The 16210-nt window shown below is 67.0% G+C and carries 17 protein-coding genes and 1 pseudogene; 5 read left to right on the forward strand and 13 right to left on the reverse strand.

All coding sequences use genetic code 11. The features are described 5' to 3' along the window. The first annotated feature begins 1 nt into the window (after position 1). Positions 2 to 346, forward strand: coding sequence for a hypothetical protein (locus NM203_RS08220; protein WP_255059343.1), 345 nt, complete (start codon positions 2 to 4; stop codon positions 344 to 346). Between the two features lie 38 nt (positions 347 to 384). Continuing rightward, complete coding sequence (locus NM203_RS08225) at positions 385 to 675, forward strand: DoxX-related protein (protein ID WP_255059344.1); 291 nt, start codon at positions 385 to 387, stop codon at positions 673 to 675. On the opposite strand, the gene NM203_RS08230 is transcribed toward NM203_RS08225, so the two are convergent. From NM203_RS08230 to NM203_RS33100, 10 genes are all read right to left on the reverse strand, one after another. Continuing rightward, the gene (locus tag NM203_RS08230) at positions 662 to 1294 is read right to left on the reverse strand and encodes a TetR/AcrR family transcriptional regulator (RefSeq protein WP_255059345.1); all 633 of its coding nucleotides are present in this window, start codon (positions 1292 to 1294) and stop codon (positions 662 to 664) included. The two genes, NM203_RS08225 and NM203_RS08230, sit on opposite strands and share 14 nt — an antisense overlap. A 42-nt stretch (positions 1295 to 1336) precedes the next feature. Next, positions 1337 to 2206: a glycoside hydrolase family 16 protein gene (locus NM203_RS08235; RefSeq protein ID WP_255059719.1), complete on the reverse strand. Its 870-nt coding sequence runs from the start codon at positions 2204 to 2206 to the stop codon at positions 1337 to 1339. Positions 2207 to 2300: 94 nt separating this feature from the next. Next, positions 2301 to 2924, reverse strand: coding sequence for a CYTH domain-containing protein (locus NM203_RS08240; protein WP_255059346.1), 624 nt, complete (start codon positions 2922 to 2924; stop codon positions 2301 to 2303). Between the two features lie 59 nt (positions 2925 to 2983). Next, positions 2984 to 3286 carry a hypothetical protein gene (locus NM203_RS08245; RefSeq protein WP_255059347.1) on the reverse strand — a complete coding sequence of 101 codons (303 nt, stop codon included), beginning with the start codon at positions 3284 to 3286 and terminating at the stop codon, positions 2984 to 2986. A 153-nt stretch (positions 3287 to 3439) separates the two neighbouring features. After that, positions 3440 to 3853: an ATP-binding protein gene (locus NM203_RS08250; RefSeq protein WP_255059348.1), complete on the reverse strand. Its 414-nt coding sequence runs from the start codon at positions 3851 to 3853 to the stop codon at positions 3440 to 3442. Continuing rightward, positions 3846 to 4181, reverse strand: coding sequence for an STAS domain-containing protein (locus NM203_RS08255; protein WP_255059720.1), 336 nt, complete (start codon positions 4179 to 4181; stop codon positions 3846 to 3848). Before NM203_RS08255 ends, NM203_RS08250 begins: the two co-directional genes overlap by 8 nt. Next, complete coding sequence (locus NM203_RS08260; protein ID WP_255059721.1) at positions 4181 to 6106, reverse strand: glycosyltransferase; 1926 nt, start codon at positions 6104 to 6106, stop codon at positions 4181 to 4183. The genes NM203_RS08255 and NM203_RS08260 overlap by 1 nt, the downstream gene beginning before the upstream one ends. A 50-nt stretch (positions 6107 to 6156) precedes the next feature. Continuing rightward, entirely contained in the window at positions 6157 to 7398 is a 1242-nt protein-coding gene (locus NM203_RS08265; RefSeq protein ID WP_255059350.1) for a GAF domain-containing SpoIIE family protein phosphatase, read from the reverse strand. Beyond that, positions 7395 to 8255: a glycoside hydrolase family 26 protein gene (locus NM203_RS08270; protein ID WP_255059352.1), complete on the reverse strand. Its 861-nt coding sequence runs from the start codon at positions 8253 to 8255 to the stop codon at positions 7395 to 7397. The genes NM203_RS08265 and NM203_RS08270 overlap by 4 nt, the downstream gene beginning before the upstream one ends. Positions 8256 to 8403: 148 nt before the next feature. Next, a complete protein-coding gene (locus NM203_RS33100) occupies positions 8404 to 9303 on the reverse strand; it encodes a peroxiredoxin (protein WP_303624314.1) in 900 nt (299 codons plus the stop codon). An 89-nt stretch (positions 9304 to 9392) separates the two neighbouring features. On the opposite strand from NM203_RS33100, the gene NM203_RS08285 reads away from it, so the two are divergent. Further along, positions 9393 to 10427, forward strand: coding sequence for a glycerophosphodiester phosphodiesterase family protein (locus NM203_RS08285; protein WP_255059353.1), 1035 nt, complete (start codon positions 9393 to 9395; stop codon positions 10425 to 10427). Positions 10428 to 10449: 22 nt separating this feature from the next. Here the strand turns inward: NM203_RS08285 and ppk2 are convergent. Continuing rightward, a pseudogene (ppk2, locus tag NM203_RS08290) lies at positions 10450 to 11294 on the reverse strand (polyphosphate kinase 2). A 113-nt stretch (positions 11295 to 11407) separates the two neighbouring features. Between ppk2 and NM203_RS08295 the strand changes: the two are divergent. Then, positions 11408 to 11761: a VOC family protein gene (locus NM203_RS08295; RefSeq protein WP_255059354.1), complete on the forward strand. Its 354-nt coding sequence runs from the start codon at positions 11408 to 11410 to the stop codon at positions 11759 to 11761. A 10-nt stretch (positions 11762 to 11771) separates the two neighbouring features. Here the strand turns inward: NM203_RS08295 and NM203_RS08300 are convergent, their stop codons facing one another. Both NM203_RS08300 and NM203_RS08305 read right to left on the reverse strand, forming a co-directional pair. Beyond that, the gene (locus NM203_RS08300) at positions 11772 to 14012 is read right to left on the reverse strand and encodes an endonuclease/exonuclease/phosphatase family protein (protein ID WP_255059355.1); all 2241 of its coding nucleotides are present in this window, start codon (positions 14010 to 14012) and stop codon (positions 11772 to 11774) included. Next, positions 14009 to 14911: an NHL repeat-containing protein gene (locus NM203_RS08305; RefSeq protein ID WP_255059357.1), complete on the reverse strand. Its 903-nt coding sequence runs from the start codon at positions 14909 to 14911 to the stop codon at positions 14009 to 14011. Before NM203_RS08305 ends, NM203_RS08300 begins: the two co-directional genes overlap by 4 nt. A 147-nt stretch (positions 14912 to 15058) precedes the next feature. On the opposite strand from NM203_RS08305, the gene NM203_RS08310 reads away from it, so the two are divergent. Continuing rightward, complete coding sequence (locus NM203_RS08310; protein WP_255059358.1) at positions 15059 to 16186, forward strand: ABC transporter substrate-binding protein; 1128 nt, start codon at positions 15059 to 15061, stop codon at positions 16184 to 16186. The last annotated feature ends 24 nt before the right edge of the window (positions 16187 to 16210 follow it).

Here is a 16210-nt window from a genome sequence, read left to right on the forward strand (position 1 = left end):
CATGAAACCAGCGGCACTACTGCGGGACCCGCTCGTCTCAGCACTGATCGTCGGCGCGCTGCTCGTCATCGGGATCTTCGCCTTGTTCTGGCCGGTCGAGCTCGACGAGTACGACCGGTGGGGCTTCCGCATCGACTGCGGAACGGGTTTCGCGTCCTCGTACGACCAAGCGGCCATCGCCGATCAGCAGCCCCCGTCGCCCCCGCAATCGCAGAGCGGCTACGTCGACGGATGTCAGTCGGCGGTCCTGTGGCGGCGCGGGTGGGCTTCGGCGGTGCTGGCGCTCGGTGTCGGCGCCGGACTCGTGCTTCTCCTCAACCCGGAAGACAGGCGAGTCAGCGAATGATGTTTCTCAACAGCAACATTCACGCTAGGAGCGAGAGCATGGCCTCAACCGGTGCCCGTCTCCCCCGACTCGCCGGCGTGATCCTCGCCGGCGTCGGGGTCGCCCATCTGACCAACCCGCACCTCTTCACGTCACTGACCCGACGGGCCTTTCCCCGACGAACGCGGCGATACGTCTACCTCAACGGGGTGGCAGCGACCGCAATCGGACTCGGCATCCGGGCGCCGCGTACGCGCATGCTGGCGACGATCGCGGGCGTCGGCTACGGGGCACACCTCGGCGGCCGCGCGTCCAGCACTGCGCGGCGACGTGTGCTCAGGCGGCGCTGAAAGCGGCACAGACGATCCGCCCGTACAACTCCCCGAGATCATCTACCCCCCAGGGGTTGTCGTCGTCCAGCAGTGAACGGACCGCGGCTTCACACGAGGACATGAGGAACTCAACGAGGATCGGCAGTTTCGCCTCGGCGTCGGTGATGCCCCACCAGCGGGTCAGCACGGGGCCGATCGACGCGGACGCCGCCTCACCGAGTTGTGCACGGACCCGCGTGAAACGACCTGCGACCGCCGGGTCGGGACTGGCCGAGAAGATCACGCGCCAGGAATTCGGTCGCTGGGCCACCGCCCTCAGCAGGGACTGGTAGCCGTTGATGAACGCCACTTCCGGCTCCTCACCCCGCGCCGACTTCAGGGCGGCGACCAGTGCCTCGCTCAGTGCGGCCGTTTCACGTTCCAGCAGCGCGGTGATGAGCGCGACGCGATCGTCGAAGCAGGCGTAGATCACCGGGCGGGTGACGCCCAAGCGGTCGGCGATCGAACCGATCGTCACCTGCGCCACCCCCTGCTCCACGGTGATGGCCAACGCCGCGTCCAGCACCTGCGGTCGACGCCGCTCCGGGCCGAGGTGGGCCGCCCGGCCGCGTGGCGCGGCGCTGCTGGCGGGGGGCATGATGCCGAATCTAACACCCCCTGAACAGGAGGAACCCCGACGCTAACCCTGGAAGACCCTGATCCAGTCGACCAGCATCTCGGCCGGGTAGTTGCCCCCAGCCGGCTCGCGGCCACCCGAGCCGCCCACCGCGATGTTGAACACGGGCGCCATCGTGTAGCCGGGATCGTTGAAGGGCCAGTCCTGCAACGAGTTCGCCGGAACCTGGAAGAAAGGCTCCATGCCGGGCACGTAGTCCTTCCAGAAGTACATCCCCGCCGGCGTCCACGACATCCGCCAGGTGTGCCACTCGCTGTCCACGGGGTGCCGATCGGTTGCGAACGACTCACCGTCCAGTCGGGCGTGCACCGTGGTGCCCGACGGCCAGTCGCGGTTGCCGTACCACTCCACCAGGTCGACCTCGCCGCCGCGCACGGGATCGTCGTTCAGGAGCCAGAACGCCGGCCACGCCCCGTCCGTCAGGCAGTTGAGCTTGACGCGTGCCTCCCAGGTGGTGCCGATGCCGCCCCGCCACAGCCCGACGATCTTCGCGCTGGCGTACTTCTCCTGGATCGTGGTGCCCGGTCCCCGCGTCGCGCGGATCACCAGGTTGCCGTTGCCGTCTTGGAAGACGTGCTCCTGGTCGGTCACGTACCGGCCCATGTTGAACGGCTTGTCCCACTCATTCGGATTCTTGATGGTCTCGCGGGCGGGCACGATGTGCCACGACGCCGGGTCAGGTGGGCTCCCCGCCGCACCGTTGAACTCGTCCTGGAAGAGAAACAGCGGTCCGACGTCGGCCGTCGGCGGAGTCGGAGCCCCCGGCACGGGTGGGCTGTCCCCCACGACCGGCTCCGCACTGGCCACCCCGGCGGGCAGTGCTACCGCCGCCACTCCCAGACCCATCATCATCATCACACTGCGGCGATCCATCTCAGGCACAGGCACACAATAAGGGGGCCGACACGAATCCGGAACTCGAACGCAGCGTGTCCGAGCGCTGACCGTCGATCGCCAAGCGAGTCGCTCAGGTGTCTTCGAACCGATTCGAGCCCAGCGTGTCGACGAAGGTGGGGCCCAGCCGGTCGAGATCACGGACGTACTCGCCGACCCAGGCGCCGAACGGCTGGTGGGCCAGGTATTCGTTGCGGAACCGGTCGTCCTCGGACACCTCGGACACGCAGAACGAGGGAATGGCGAGACCGACGACGGGACTGGCTCGTTCGACCTCGGCGAGCAGGAGCGGCGCGTTGCCGCCGAGGAACCGGTCGATGATCCACCCGTCCTCGCCCAACCACATCGAGTATCGGACTTTGGCGACGACGTGTTCGGAACGCCGCACGATCTCCGCCGCGACGAGTGGATCGAGTTCGCGCTCAGCCTCGTAGCGGGTGCCACCGATCGCGGGCCCCTTGGCGGTCATGGTCCCTATCCACTCCTCGCCCACGGCTTCCAGCAGCTGGGCGGACGTGTCGCCGCCCGACCGCGGAGCGGGCCCTTGCACCCGCACCCGGACGGCGTACCCGTCGGCGGCGAACAGGTACGCCTGCACGATCACGGCGGGAGTGGGATCCGATAACGCCGACGCCGGCAGTTCGCGGACGAAGAACTTCCGCTCGAATTCGAAATCACCGCCGTCGGATTCGGACATGCGCTCACCGTAGCCCAGGCAGCAGGGCACTTCGGGTAAGGAGCGGAAAGTACGCCCGGTCAGGGCCTCTCCGCCGTCGCCGCAACGTGCCGGGCGTAGGTCATCTGGTGTCCGCCATCGTCCTTGAACGTCATGTGGCCGGCGCGGGACACGCGGAGGACGTCGTGTTGGGCGTGGGCGGTGCCGAGGCCCGCTCCGTGGTGAGCGTGCGCGAGGTTCTCTGCGGCATCGTGCTCCGCGGCAGCCGTCATGACGTTCTCCTTCGGCGAGGCGAACGCGGGAGCGGCCATGGCGACCGCGGGGGCGACGGTCACGGCGGTGCCAACCACGAGTCCTGCGATGATGCGTTTGAAGGTGTACACGGGATGTCTCCAATCTCTGTTGTCCCCGAGGGGGATTCGATTCACGAGATTGAAGCTAAGCCGGTGCGGGCACGGTGGCGCGCTTGTGCGCACAACCGGATCTTGCTCGCGTTTACCCTGGTTGTGCGCATTGCGCTCACGCGCGTGGGCCGGCTACTCCTCGAGCACGCGCACCAGGGTCCAGTGGTTACCCTCGCGGTCGCGGCGATAGGACAGCTCGTCGAGGACCCGGTACGCGATGGCCAGGCCGCGGCCGCGGTCGGACATGTCGTCGGGCATCGCCAGCTCGCTGAGATCGATCGGCGTGGCCCGACCGTCGTCGGTGAACGTCGTCCGGACGGCCTCCGGTGACACCCGGACCTCCATCCGCATTCGGACCGAACGCCCGTCCGCCGAGTGCTCGACGATATTGGCGCCGATCTCCCCCGCGGCCAGATCCACATGCATCCGCACCAGTTCCGGTACGTCGTGTGCCGACCACACCTCGTCGAGGGTGGCCTGAATGGCCGCCAACGTGTCGGGACCGGTGTTGGTCTCGAGCACGTGCGCCGATTCCGGGCTAGGCATCGAATGCCGCCTCCGGATCGGGAAATGCGGTCAGCACACGGTTGAGGTTGGTGATGTCGAGCACCGTGCTGACCTGTTTGGTGGGCCGGGCGATGCGCAGGTCGCCTCCGGCCTGACGCGCCGCCTTGAGCCCGGAGATGAGCGCACCCAACCCCGATGAGTCGATGAACTCAACGCCGGAGAGGTCCACCACGACGCGCGTCGCCCCGGATTCGATGAGACCGTTCAGCTCCTTCCGCAACGCGGGCGCCGCCACCATGTTGAGCCGCCCCTCCGGCCGTACCACGACCACCCCCGATTCGATTGTCCGCGTGGGAAAACGGCTCATCATGTCCCTTCCGTTACGTGTCCGCGGTGGCGCACCGCCTGCACCACAACACTCAGGATCAGAATGTCGAAGATCACCCAGAACAGGTTCACCCCGACGCCGAGAACGGAGTTGGCGCCGAGGTACAGGCGGATGATTCCGATGACCGAGGCGAAAACCAGCAGTGCCATGGTGGCGAGCTGCCACTTCACCAGGCGCCAGGGCACCGCACCGACCTCCTGACGGGTCTTCGGAGTCACCGCGAATCCCAGCGGACGGTCGAAGAACACGTTGAGAAACGCCGTGTAGCAGGCTTTTATCCACACCGGGAACAGCGCCAAGCTGTACTGCTGCCCCCGCCACGTCGGGGTCCCGCGGCTGACGATGAAGAACATCAACTGGTTGAGTAGCAGGAACGGGATCAACCGGCCGAAGAAGTCCCAGCTGTACGCCTGGACCGGCATGATTCCGAACACCAGGTAGATCGCCGGCGCGGCGAAATACGCGAGCGCGGCGAATCCGGCGAGATAGCTGTACATCGTCGCCCAGTACATGAACCGCTGGCCGATGCTCAAACCCCGCTTCAGAAACGGGTTCTCACGCAACATCACCTGAATGGTGCCCTGCGCCCAGCGCAGCCGTTGGGTCAGCATCGTGCGCACGTCGTCCGGCGCCAACCCCTTGGCCAGCACCTCGTGGTGGTAGGCGGACCGCCAACCCATCGCGTGCATACGCATGCAGGTCGCCATGTCCTCCGTCACCGAGATCGTCGCCATCGGCAGCACGGGTTGCGCTTCGTCGTCACGACCGACGTCCACGGCGCGGATCATCGCCTGGATCGATTCGATCGCGCCCAACGGCGACCACTCACGCCCGGCCAGCGACGCCAACGCCTCGTCGTCGAAGAGCACCGTCGTAGCCGTGGTTTCGGGGTCCTCGTTGAGGGCGGCGATGGCTTCCAGATCGGCGCGCATGGCGCTGACGTCCCGATCGACCACCGAGCGTGCGGCGGCGTCGACTCTCTGCTGGAACTCGAACGTGATCTCGGCGAGAGGCTGCTTGTCGTGCAGTTGCCTGCGCGCCTCACGCACCGCCTGCTGCACCGAGGCCAAGGCCGCCTTAAGCTCGGGCTGATCCGACATATCCTGAGCAGCGGCGTGTTTCAGGATCCGCCGCGCGGTGTAGAGGGTGCGCTTGACGCCCTCCTCGACCGCCGCGACATAGCTCGAGATGCCGAGCTGCATCAGGGCTTCGCGCCGCAGCACGGCGTTCGATCCGCAGAAGTAGGCGGCGTTCCAGCCGTCCTTGCCCTGCTGGATCGGCCCGTAGAAGAGCGGCGCCTGGCTCCCCAGCGGATCGCTGAGCGGAACGTTGTGGAAGTACTGCGGCGTCTGCACGAGCGCCATGTAGGGATCGCGGAAGTAGCCGAGCGTGTTGTCCAGCAGCTTCGGGTCGGGCACTTGATCCGCGTCGAGCACGAGGATGAACTCGCCGTGCGTCTCGAGCAGGGCGTTGTTCAGGTTGCCCGCCTTGGCGTGCCGCGGCTTGTCGTCGGTCCAGTGCGCCGACCGCGTGATGTACCCGACGCCCTGCTGGCGGGCCGCTGCAGCCAGTTCGTCGCGGGCCCCGTCGTCGAGGATCCACGTGGTGTGCGGATACCGAATCCGTTGGGCCGCAGCGGCGGTCTCCATCACCATCTCGATCGGCTCGTTGTACGTCGTGATGAAGACGTCGACGGTGGCGCCCTCGGGCGGAGGCGGCGGTGCGTTGCGGCGAAGCAGCCGCCACATGGTGAGCCCGAACAACTGCGAGTCGATCACGCTGTAGGTCTCGGCGATCACCAAGGGGACCGCGATCCACCACGCCGCCCAGTTCACCGACGCGAGCCACCGCCACACGATGTAGTTGACGCCGAGCAGAGTGGTCACCAGGATGAGCAGCCGCATACCCGGCGACGGGTAGGTGCCCGGTGACTGCTCGGGCAGCCGGTGCCGCGTCACACCGGCTCCCGGCGCACCGCGACCACGGTGACATCGTCTAGCGGCGGCCGCGCAGCCGCCAAAGCGCGCGCCTGCTTGCACAAGTCGTCGGGGCCCGGGTGCTCGGCGACGAACCGCAAGGCCGGCCGCACGTCGACGCCGTCGCCGACCAGGTCGAGCACCCCGTCGGATGCGATCACCAGGGTGTCGCCGGGGTTGAGTGGCACCTCGACCGACTGCCAGACGTCGTCGCGCAGCACTCCCATGGGGAGCCCCGCGCTGTGGAGCGGCTCGACGGAGCCGTCCGCCCGCACGATCACCGCCAATCCGTGTCCGGCGTCGACGAACTTCACCAGTCCGCGCTCTACGTCGAGCCGGGCGTGGAAGACGGTGACGAAGGATTCGGTGAGCGTCAGGTCGTCGGCCAGTTGCTCGGCGACCGAAGTCACGACGTCGGCCAGGTCGACCTCGACGTTGAGTTGATCCACCGCGCGCGATGCGGCGCGCAGTGCCGACCGCACACTCGCCGCGAGAATGGCGGCACCGAGTCCCTTACCCATGACATCGGCGACGGTGAAGACGACGCCCCGTTTGACCCGGTAGTGATCGTAGAAGTCGCCGCCGACGGCATACGCGGGAAGGCACATCGAGCGCACCGTGTAGCCGGTGAGATCCCCCAATTCCCTTGGCAGTAGCTGCTGTTGCACTGAGGACGCCCGATCGAGGTCGTCGGAGCGCTCCAGCTCCCGCTGCGCCCACGCCGCAAGCTCGGTGAAAGTCTCCAGATCGGCGTCGCTCAGCGCCCGCGGAACGGTGTCGTAGATGCAGAACGTCCCGACGGCGTGACCGCCCGGCCCGTACAAGGGGTAGCCCGCGTAGAACCGGATGCCGTCCTCGCCGCCGATTCCGGGTACGGCTGCGAACTCGCTCTCGGTGGCGTCCTCCAGGATCAGGGCGGGGTTGTTCGGGTTGTCGTACGCCCGCGCGATCGTCGCCTGACACACCGTGTTGCCCTTGGGAATGCTGCCGTTGTCACCGAGCTCCAGACCGTCGACCTGTTTGAACCACTGGCGGTCGCGGTCGAGCAGCGACACCGCCGCCATGGGAATGCCGAAGACCGTGCGCGCCATCCGGGTGATCCGCGCGAACCGCTCCTCGGGTGGCGAGTCGAGCATCTCCAGCTGCTCGACCGCCCGCACCCGGTGGTCCTCGACGTCCGGCGGCAATGCGAACCGGACGTTCAACTCGGCGGCCGTCACGCCGCCACGTCCTGCAACGCCGCCGCCATGGCCTGCGCCGATTCGGGCGAGCTCGTCAACCGCCAATCGGTTTCCTTGTCGTGGTCGAACCACACGAACCCGGTCACGTTTCGCTGGCCGGACAGCTCCCGTACGAGGTCCCCGATCCAGGCCGGCTTGTCTCCGCCCGCCTCGGCGCACGCCACCTCGGTCACGAGGATGGGCTTGCCGTCGTCTATGCCGCGCAGCTGCTCGAGGGGCCTCGCGAACAGATCGGGTGGCGTGACCCAGCGCGCCCCTGGCAGTGAGGTACCCCAGTTGTAGCCGTCGACGGCCAGCACGTCGACGCAGTCGGTGCCGGGATACCAGTCCTGAAGCGCACCCTCCTGCTCGCTGGAGGCATCGGCCGCCCAGACCCACCTCACGTTGGCGGCGCCGTGGGCCGCGAAAAGTGAGTGCAGATGCCGCCAGGCCGCCGTGTACGCCGACGCCGAGGTGCCGCCCGCCGGTGACCACGGATACCAGGTGCCGTTGAACTCGTGAGCGAATCGCACGTAGACGGTGGAACCGAAGTCCCGAAGCTCGTCGGCCCATCGTCGAAGGTAGGCATCGTAGCGGCCCTCGACGATGAGTTGGAAGGGTTCCGAGGAGACATTCCGGGCATGGCCGCGGCACAGCCAGGGCTCCCAGGTGACAATCGGACGCGCGCCCCACCGACGGGCCACAGCAAATTCCGCGATTGGCGGTGGCGAGGCGAAATCCTCGAACCACAGCACGATATCGAGGCTACGGCTAATCACGCGCGCGACCGACCGCAACTCCTCGACAGCCAGCGGTCCACCGGGGGTGCTGACGCCGAATCGCAACGGGCGGTCCATGGTCCTCCCTTGGTGAGCAACGACAGCGAGAGTGATTCACGACAAAGTACATCGCTAAACCGGAAGGCCGATGAGGGTAATCGAGAAATCGTCTCCAGCGATAATTTTCCGGTGCTCGGCAAACGCCGATGCCGACCCGCGTCAACCCTCAGAGGGCGCGTAAACCGGCCAGGGTTCTCGTCAACAACTCGCGTCGTTCGGCGATCGACATCGTGTCCCCCAGTGGGGCGTGCACCCGGAGGTACCCCTGCGTCACGAGGTCGTCGACCAGGAACCGCGTCGCACCGAGCGGCAGGGCCAGCCGGGCGGCGAGTTCCGCAACCGAGGTGCGGTGCGCGCACCACGCGAGGATCTGACCCCGCACATCGTTTCTCGGCCAACTCGGCGGAGTCGCCGCGCTGTGTACCGCTTCGATCGGAGCTTCGAGCGCCAGGTCGATGCCGGAGTCGATGCGGTCGGCCGCCGCATCCCCCTGCGCGGTGTCCGGCTCCGCGGGCGTCGACCCGCCATGGAGGGCGGTGTGCTCCTCGAGGAACCGCAGGGCCTCGTCGGCGTGGACCGACGCGCGCACCTCGTTCGAGACGACCTTGAGTACGGTCCGGTCGGTGCCGATGACGAAGGTCGTCCGTCGGACCGGCATCAACCGGGCCAGCACGCCGCGGCGCCGCGTGTGCCTGCCGTGGCGGGTCGTCTCGCGTGCCGCGACGGAGGTTCTGAGCTTGGCGAATCTGCCCCGGCGCACCCCGAACATCTCGGACACCACCCCGTCCGCATCGGAGAGCAGCGGATAGTCGAAGGAGCGCTGCCTGGCGAAGTGGGCCTGCCTGCCGACGGTGTCGGTGCTGATGCCGACCCGCTGGGCGCCCACCCTGGCGAACTCGTCGCTCAGATCCCGGAAGTGACACGCCTGGGCGGTACAGATCGGCGAGGACGCGATCGGGAAGAAGAACAACACGACCGGTCCCCCGGCGAGGAGCGCGGACAACGCCACGGGCCGACCGGTGTGATCGGACAGGGTGAAGTTAGGCGCCTTGTCGCCCGCGATCATGTGCGAAGACTAACGCGGGGCTCGATCGATCACCGCGGCTTCGGCTCGACCAGACCCTCGAGGTTCCGGCAGCGGGTTAGCGTCGACGGATGAGGCCACCCCGCACTACCGTCGCTCGTACTCTCGGCACCGGCGCCGTCATCGCAGCGCTGATCTCACCCGCGAACGCCGTGGCCGCGGCATCCGACTTCGACCTGCAGGCACATCGCGGAGGGCGCGGTGAAACCACCGAGGAGTCACTGCGGGCATTCGCGAAAGCCCTCGAACTCGGGGTGAGCACGCTGGAACTCGATATCGTCCTGTCGAGGGACCGCCAGCCGATGGTCTGGCACGACCCGGTGATCCAGGCGGACAAGTGCGCCGACACCGCACCCCTGTTCCCCGATGATCCGCAATACCCCTATGTCGGCAAGCTGGTGGTCGACCTCACCGCGGCACAACTGAACACCCTGGACTGCGGTGAACTGCTGGCCGCGTTCCCGAAAGCCGAGGTGGTCACCGGTAACAGGATCGTCACGCTGCCGCAGGTGTTCGCGCTCGCCGACTCCTACGGTGCGAACGTGCGATACAACATCGAAACCAAGGTGGAGGCGGAGAGGCCCGAAACATCAGCGCCGCCAGCCGACTTCGTCGACGTGATACTCGGTGCGGTCCGCTCGGCCGGCAAGCTCGACAAGGTCGAGATCCAGAGTTTCGACTGGCGGACGCTGCCGATGGTGCGGGCGCGGGAACCCTCCGTGCCCCTGGTCGCACTCTGGGACGAGACGACCTGGGTGCCGGGTTCACCGTGGCTGAACGGAGTCGATCCGGCGGTGGTCGGTGACCCGATTACGGCCGCGACCCTCGTCGGGGCCAACGTTCTCTCGCCCGGATACTCGGTACCGTACGGGTTGACACCGAAGGATCCCGGCTTCGCGCTGGTGGCTGACAGCACATTCGTCGACCGCGCACATGCGCTGGGGCTCAAGGTGATTCCCTGGACGATCAACGACGCCGGCAGCATGAACGCGCAGATCGACGCCGGGGCCGACGGCATCATCACCGACTATCCCACCGTGTTGCGGCAGGTGATGGCGGAGCGGGGCATGCCCCTGCCGCCCGCGTACCGCAAGGTCGGTACGTGAAAGACGCCGGAACACGCTGGGCCTACTCGCGATCCCCGATCAACGTGGCGACGTGATCGTCGACGTAGGTGGAGAGCGAACGCGGGGGCCGCTCGTAGGTCTGGCTCAGGATCGGCCGCTCCGGTAGCTCCACCTTCGGAAGCTCGACCTCCTCGTAGTCGATGGTCGACAGCAGGTGCGCCATCATGTTCAGCCTGGCGTGCCTCTTGATGTCGGACTCCACGACGTACCAAGGACTCTCCGGAACGTCGGTATGCACCATCATCTGGTCCTTCGCCCGCGAGTAGTCCTCCCAGCGGTACACCGACTCGAGGTCCATTGGGCTGAGTTTCCACTGCCGGACCGGGTCGTTCATCCGGGATTGAACCGTCGCAGTTGCTCGTCGTCGGACACCGAGAACCAGTACTTGCGAAGGAGGATGCCGTCTTCGAGAAGCATCTGCTCGAAGATCGGGGTCTGCCGCAGGAACAGCGTGTGCTCCTGCGGCGTACAGAATCCCATCACCAGCTCGACGCCGGCCCGGTTGTACCAGGACCGGTCGAAGAGCACGATCTCGCCCTTGGCGGGCAACTCGGCGATGTAGCGCTGGTAGTACCACTGACCGCGCTCCCGGTCGGTGGGCGCGGGCAGCGCGGCGATCCTGGCGACGCGCGGGCTGAGGTACTCGGTGATGCGCTTGATGGTGCCGCCCTTGCCCGCGGCATCGCGGCCCTCGAAGACCACCGCGACGCGTGCGCCCGTGTGTCGGGTCCACTCCTGCAACTTCACGAATTCCGTTTGGAGACGGAATAATTCGGCCTCGTAGACGTCCTTGGGCAGCTTGCCGTCGAGGCGCTTGCGCTTCTTGGCGGGCTTCTTCTTACTCATCGGCGAATCGTAGTGCGATTGTCCGCTGATCGGGTACCCACCCGATGTGCCCGCCTCACCGACGAGTTTCGCCGTCCGGGCGGGTCAGTACTCGTGAAGCAAGGGAGTCAACCGTGTCATTCGACCATCTACTCGCCGTCGTTCCCGTGTCGGACATCGACACGGCGGAACGCTGGTACGCAAAGCTCTTCGGCCGGCCTGCCGACAACAATCCGATGCCCGCCCTGGTGGAGTGGCAGGTGGTTCCCGGAGGCTGGGTGCAGGTTTTCGTCGATCACGAACGCGCCGGTTCCGGCCTGCTGAACTTCGCGGTCGACGACCTGGCCGCAGCTGTCGACGACGCCACGTCCAACGGCCTGGCCCCCGGTGCGGTCGAGAGCGTGAACAAGGGCGTCGACATCGCCAGGCTCAGCGACCCGGACGGCAACACGATCGCGCTGATCGGCAACTTCCTCGTGGAGTACTAGTCGGGGGCACTCATGCTGATGGGTGCCACCGCGATATCGCGCAGGTGAACGCGTACCAGCCGTCGTCGACCCGGATCCGGAGACTCCCGGAGATCCGGCCGTCGATGCCCTCGTGGAGCACGGTGAACCCGGCGGCGGCGTGCGCGTCCTCGACTCGGGGGATGACGCCAGTCCCGACGTCGTTGTCGTCGATGTCGTCCTCCTCGATCACGTCGACCTCGATGCCCTCGAGGTACGTGGTGATCGGTTCGGCGATCTTGTCGCCGACGGTACGCACCGAGTCGTCCTCGAAGTCGCCGATGATCGAGTTGGGGACGTCGGCGATCACGGTGCCGTCGGCACGTACCCGCAGCGCGATGTCGTCGGCGCCCCAGCCCGACGTCTCCTTCTGGCACGTCAGCGTGGTGTCGACGGCCGGCCGGGCGATCAGCAGGTTGATCGGTGCGCGGTGCACGATGGTGAAGCTGACCTTCTTCGAGACGTCGGTGAGCCGCCGCACCAGTACGAAGAAGTGCTCGTTCTCCTTCGCCTCCCAGACGACCCGCGGATCGCTACCCGGATCGGCCTCAGTGAGGAGCGTCGCCGGCGGGGTGACCCCATCCCAGTGGCCGACGGTCAGCTGAACGTCGGCGGGCACTCCCGCGTCGACGACGACCGCGAACTGCACGTCGACGGACAGTTCCACCGGATTCGGCAGCGGAATGCGCGGCGTCTCCACCAGGAACCACTTGCTGTCACTGTCGTCCCAGTCGGCGTCGGCGGTGTTGAGGTTGAAGCGACGGTTCGGAAACCACTCCGTGCGCGACTGTTCGGGGACCAGCACGATCGCGTCACGCCACGTCCTGCCCTCGTGTCGATGGGTGCGCAGCGTGTAGTTGCTCTCACCGTGCCGGTCCGGCAGGAAGACCTTGATGAAGAACGGCGCGACGAGCACGAACCGCGGAGCACGTTCCGGATCGTCGTCGACGCGGTACGGCGGTTGCGGCGTGGAGAAGTCGTCGCCGAGATACACCTCGAACACGACCTCGGCGGAGGTGTTGAAGAGGTCGATGTCGTAGGTGCCCGCCTCGTCGACGCGGTACCAGTCGACGCGGCCCGCGTTGAGCGACGAGCTGCGAGTGAAGTCCACCCTGTTCGGTATGTCGAACGCGGTTGCGGGCGTGCGAAACGGCTCGTCCGAGTGAAAGTCGGCGCGCAACGGATGGTGGTCACTCAGGTACGGCAGGACCCCGTGCGGATCGGCCAACGCGCGGTCGATGCGCACGTGCTGCGCGACGAGTCTGCTTGTCGCCGAACTGAACACGTAATCGAGGCGCTGCCGATACGGCGTGTACACAGCGTCGGCGGTGAAACCGGGGTCGTTGCGTCCGCTGACCAGTCCGGGGCACTGGTCGCGGCCCCACCGGTCGACGAGCTGCTCGTACAGCGGTGCGCCCGGTCGTCCGAACAACGTCGTCCACTCGGGGTCCGGTCCCGAGGGATGCGACGCGTCGTCGAGGTCCGCGTAGCCGACGACGTTGAGGTCGCCGAGGAAGAACACCTCCTTCGCGAACGGCGGGCTCTCCTCGACACACCGTTCCACGAACCCGGCGACGTCTTGCATCTGCTTGCGTCGGTCGCCGACGTTCTCGCCCGCGCGATCTGTGTCGGCCTGCGTGTGGCTGATGAACACGTGGCGCTCGTCGACATCGGGCGGCTGCAGGCGCACGTAGAGCACGCCCTTCGCGGCGAACTTGTCGTTGTCGGACGCGTCTCGGTACATCAGGAACCGCACCACTGGAACCTTGCGCCCGAAAACCGTTGGAAGCAGCGGAATCACCGCTGGAGGTGCGGGCACGGTCGCGAACGGGAATCGGCTCGCCAGGAACAGCCCGCTGTCCTCGAACTTGCCGAGGGCGAGGCCGGCCAGGTTGGGAAGTTCGCCCAGCGTGAGTGTCCAGACGTCCTCGACGATGTCGCCGACGAATGCGGGTGGCCGCACGATGCGGGTGTGGAACGTGTCGGCCTTCGCCACCTGGTAGGGGAACTCGGTACTCAGCAGGTCGCTGAGGACGACACGGGCCGGTTCGTCGAACACCTCGTTGAGGCAGACGACGTCGATCTCCTCGGGGCTGTCGAGAATCGCCTGTGCGATCAGCGCCGCTCGCTGCGGCGCGGTGTACACCGGGGGGATCGACGGTGGGGCGCCCATCTCCATCAGCGCCGACCGCATCTGAACGTTGTAGGTGAGGATGCGCATCGAATCGCTCACGCCCCGACACCTCCGATCGAATCGAATAGGGGTACAACGACATCGGGTGGGCTGCCGCGAAGTCTGGCGACGTCGACGAAGCCCGCGCCGTCGAACTGCACCAGACGCAACTCGTTGGCCCGTAGATCGGCCAGCACGATGTCGTCGTCGTTGACCGCGGCGACGAAACCCGGCGACACGATCGACGGATCGTCGAGCGCCACCTCCACCGTGTCGACGTCGTCCACCACGAGCACCCGCCGGTTGCCGACATCGAGGACGAGGACACCGTCGCGGAACGCGCACAGTCCGTAGGGCAGCGAGGGCGCCGATGCGGGTGGCAACGAGATACGGCACCACCCGCTGCCGTCGCTTCGGTCGATTCTCGTCAGACGCTGTGAGCCGGGGTCGGCGACCCAGATGCGGCCGGACGAGTCGACAGCCAGCCCACGGGGATCGGCGTACGCGCCCACTGCCGGGTTGGTCGCCGACGGCATGCCGCGGTGCCCGTATGTGCTCCAACCGGATCCGCCGATGTCGTCGAGGAACACCAGGCGGCAGTTGCCGCTGTCGAGAACCACCATTCCGCCACCTGTGAACGCGGCGGCCGCCGGCCGTCGGAACTGTCCGTCGCCGGCACCGGACGTGCCGAAGAGCGTCCAGGCGCCGCCCTGGTCGGCGAGTGCGATGCCGTCGCCGGTGATCTCGGCGACCACCACCGCACCGGACGGGTCGCGGCCGGGGCCGGACGGGCCGCGTAAGCCACCGCCGCCGAGAGTCCTGAGCGACGACTCGTCGAGGCCCGCGTCGATCTCGAAGACACCACCGCCCAGCAGTTCGGTGAACACCAGCGACGCCATGAGGTGAGTCTGATCGCCCGCGCACACGCTGCGGCGGTTTCCGTCGAGAACACCCCGCACGCACGGAAAACGTAGGGAAACCCCCTATATCCCGGCGATGGTCGCGCACCGCTGTCCATCAACCCGCCGCCGTCGAGGCACCCACGCGATAGTGTTCGAGCGCCACGTTCGCTCACTCTCCGCCCCTCCTCGATCGGAAGGTTTGGCATGAAGAACTCACGGCTCCTCGCCGTCGCCGCGTCCACCCTCGTCGTCCTGGGACTGGTGTCCTGCGCGCCGCCGGAGAAAGAGGACACCGGCAGCAAAACGGAGTCCGGGGTGAGCGCCAGGGAGGCCACCTCCGCGGAGGACTTCGGCGGCATGGACAAGCTGATCGAGGCCGCGAAGGCCGAGGGGGAACTCAACGTCATTGCGCTGCCGCCGGATTGGGCCAACTACGCAGAGATCATCGACACGTTCTCGAAGAAGTACGGGATCAAGGTGAACTCGGCTCAGCCCGATGCCAACAGCCAGGACGAGATCAACGCCGCTAACCAGCAGAAGGGCAAAAGCACAGCGCCCGACGTCTTCGACCTGGGCCAGGCCATCGCCATCGCGAACACCGACATGTTCGCGCCGTACAAGGTGGCGACCTTCGACTCGATTCCCGAGCAGTTCAAAGATCCCGACGGCACCTGGGTCAACGATTACGGCGGCTACACGTCGATCGGCTACGACTCGGCGAAGCTGCCCGAGATCACGAGCGTCGAGGACCTGCTCAAGCCGGAGTTCCAGGGCAAGGTCGCGCTGAACGGCGATCCGACGACGGCGAGTGCGGCCGCCAACGGCGTGCTGATGACCGCCATCGCCAACGGCGGGTCGGTGGACGACATCGCCCCCGGCGTCGAGTTCTTCATCAAGCTCAAAGAGGCGGGCAACTTCATCCCGGTGGACCCGACACCCGCGACCATCGAGTCCGGCCAGACCCCCGTCGTCATCGACTGGGATTACCTGAACGCCGCCGAGACCAAGAAGGTCCCAACGTGGAAGGTGTTCGTCCCCCAGAATGCGTTGGTCGGCGGCTACTACTTCCAGGCCATCAACAAGGACGGCCCGCACCCCGCCGCCGCGCGACTGTGGCAGGAGTTCCTCTACAGCGACGAGGGCCAGAACCTGTTCCTGAAGGGGCTGGCCCGGCCGGTCCGCGCGGACGCCATGGAGAAGGCGGGGACCGTCGACGCGGCGCTGCTGGCCGCCCTGCCGGAGGTCACGGGTGAGCCGGTCGTGGCCACCGACGAGCAGAGCAAGAAGATGGCCGAGTACCTCGGCGCCAACTGGGCCAAAGTCATCGGTTAGTTGTGACTTGTGCACGCTCGGGAG

The organism is Mycolicibacterium arenosum, assembly GCF_024320865.1.
Taxonomy (GTDB): Bacteria; Actinomycetota; Actinomycetes; order Mycobacteriales; family Mycobacteriaceae; genus Mycobacterium; species Mycobacterium arenosum.

What these genes read in the sequence shown, in the direction of transcription:
- NM203_RS08285 (WP_255059353.1), top strand. Translation starts at nt 9,393, where the DNA reads ATGAGGCCACCCCGCACTACCGTCGCTCGTACTCTCGGCACCGGCGCC.
- NM203_RS08270 (WP_255059352.1), bottom strand. Translation starts at nt 8,255, where the DNA reads ATGGACCGCCCGTTGCGATTCGGCGTCAGCACCCCCGGTGGACCGCTG.
- NM203_RS33100 (WP_303624314.1), bottom strand. Translation starts at nt 9,303, where the DNA reads ATGATCGCGGGCGACAAGGCGCCTAACTTCACCCTGTCCGATCACACC.
- NM203_RS08250 (WP_255059348.1), bottom strand. Translation starts at nt 3,853, where the DNA reads ATGCCTAGCCCGGAATCGGCGCACGTGCTCGAGACCAACACCGGTCCC.
- NM203_RS08310 (WP_255059358.1), top strand. Translation starts at nt 15,059, where the DNA reads ATGAAGAACTCACGGCTCCTCGCCGTCGCCGCGTCCACCCTCGTCGTC.
- NM203_RS08240 (WP_255059346.1), bottom strand. Translation starts at nt 2,924, where the DNA reads ATGTCCGAATCCGACGGCGGTGATTTCGAATTCGAGCGGAAGTTCTTC.
- NM203_RS08225 (WP_255059344.1), top strand. Translation starts at nt 385, where the DNA reads ATGGCCTCAACCGGTGCCCGTCTCCCCCGACTCGCCGGCGTGATCCTC.
- NM203_RS08255 (WP_255059720.1), bottom strand. Translation starts at nt 4,181, where the DNA reads ATGAGCCGTTTTCCCACGCGGACAATCGAATCGGGGGTGGTCGTGGTA.
- NM203_RS08235 (WP_255059719.1), bottom strand. Translation starts at nt 2,206, where the DNA reads ATGGATCGCCGCAGTGTGATGATGATGATGGGTCTGGGAGTGGCGGCG.
- NM203_RS08260 (WP_255059721.1), bottom strand. Translation starts at nt 6,106, where the DNA reads ATGCGGCTGCTCATCCTGGTGACCACTCTGCTCGGCGTCAACTACATC.
- NM203_RS08230 (WP_255059345.1), bottom strand. Translation starts at nt 1,294, where the DNA reads ATGCCCCCCGCCAGCAGCGCCGCGCCACGCGGCCGGGCGGCCCACCTC.
- NM203_RS08220 (WP_255059343.1), top strand. Translation starts at nt 2, where the DNA reads ATGAAACCAGCGGCACTACTGCGGGACCCGCTCGTCTCAGCACTGATC.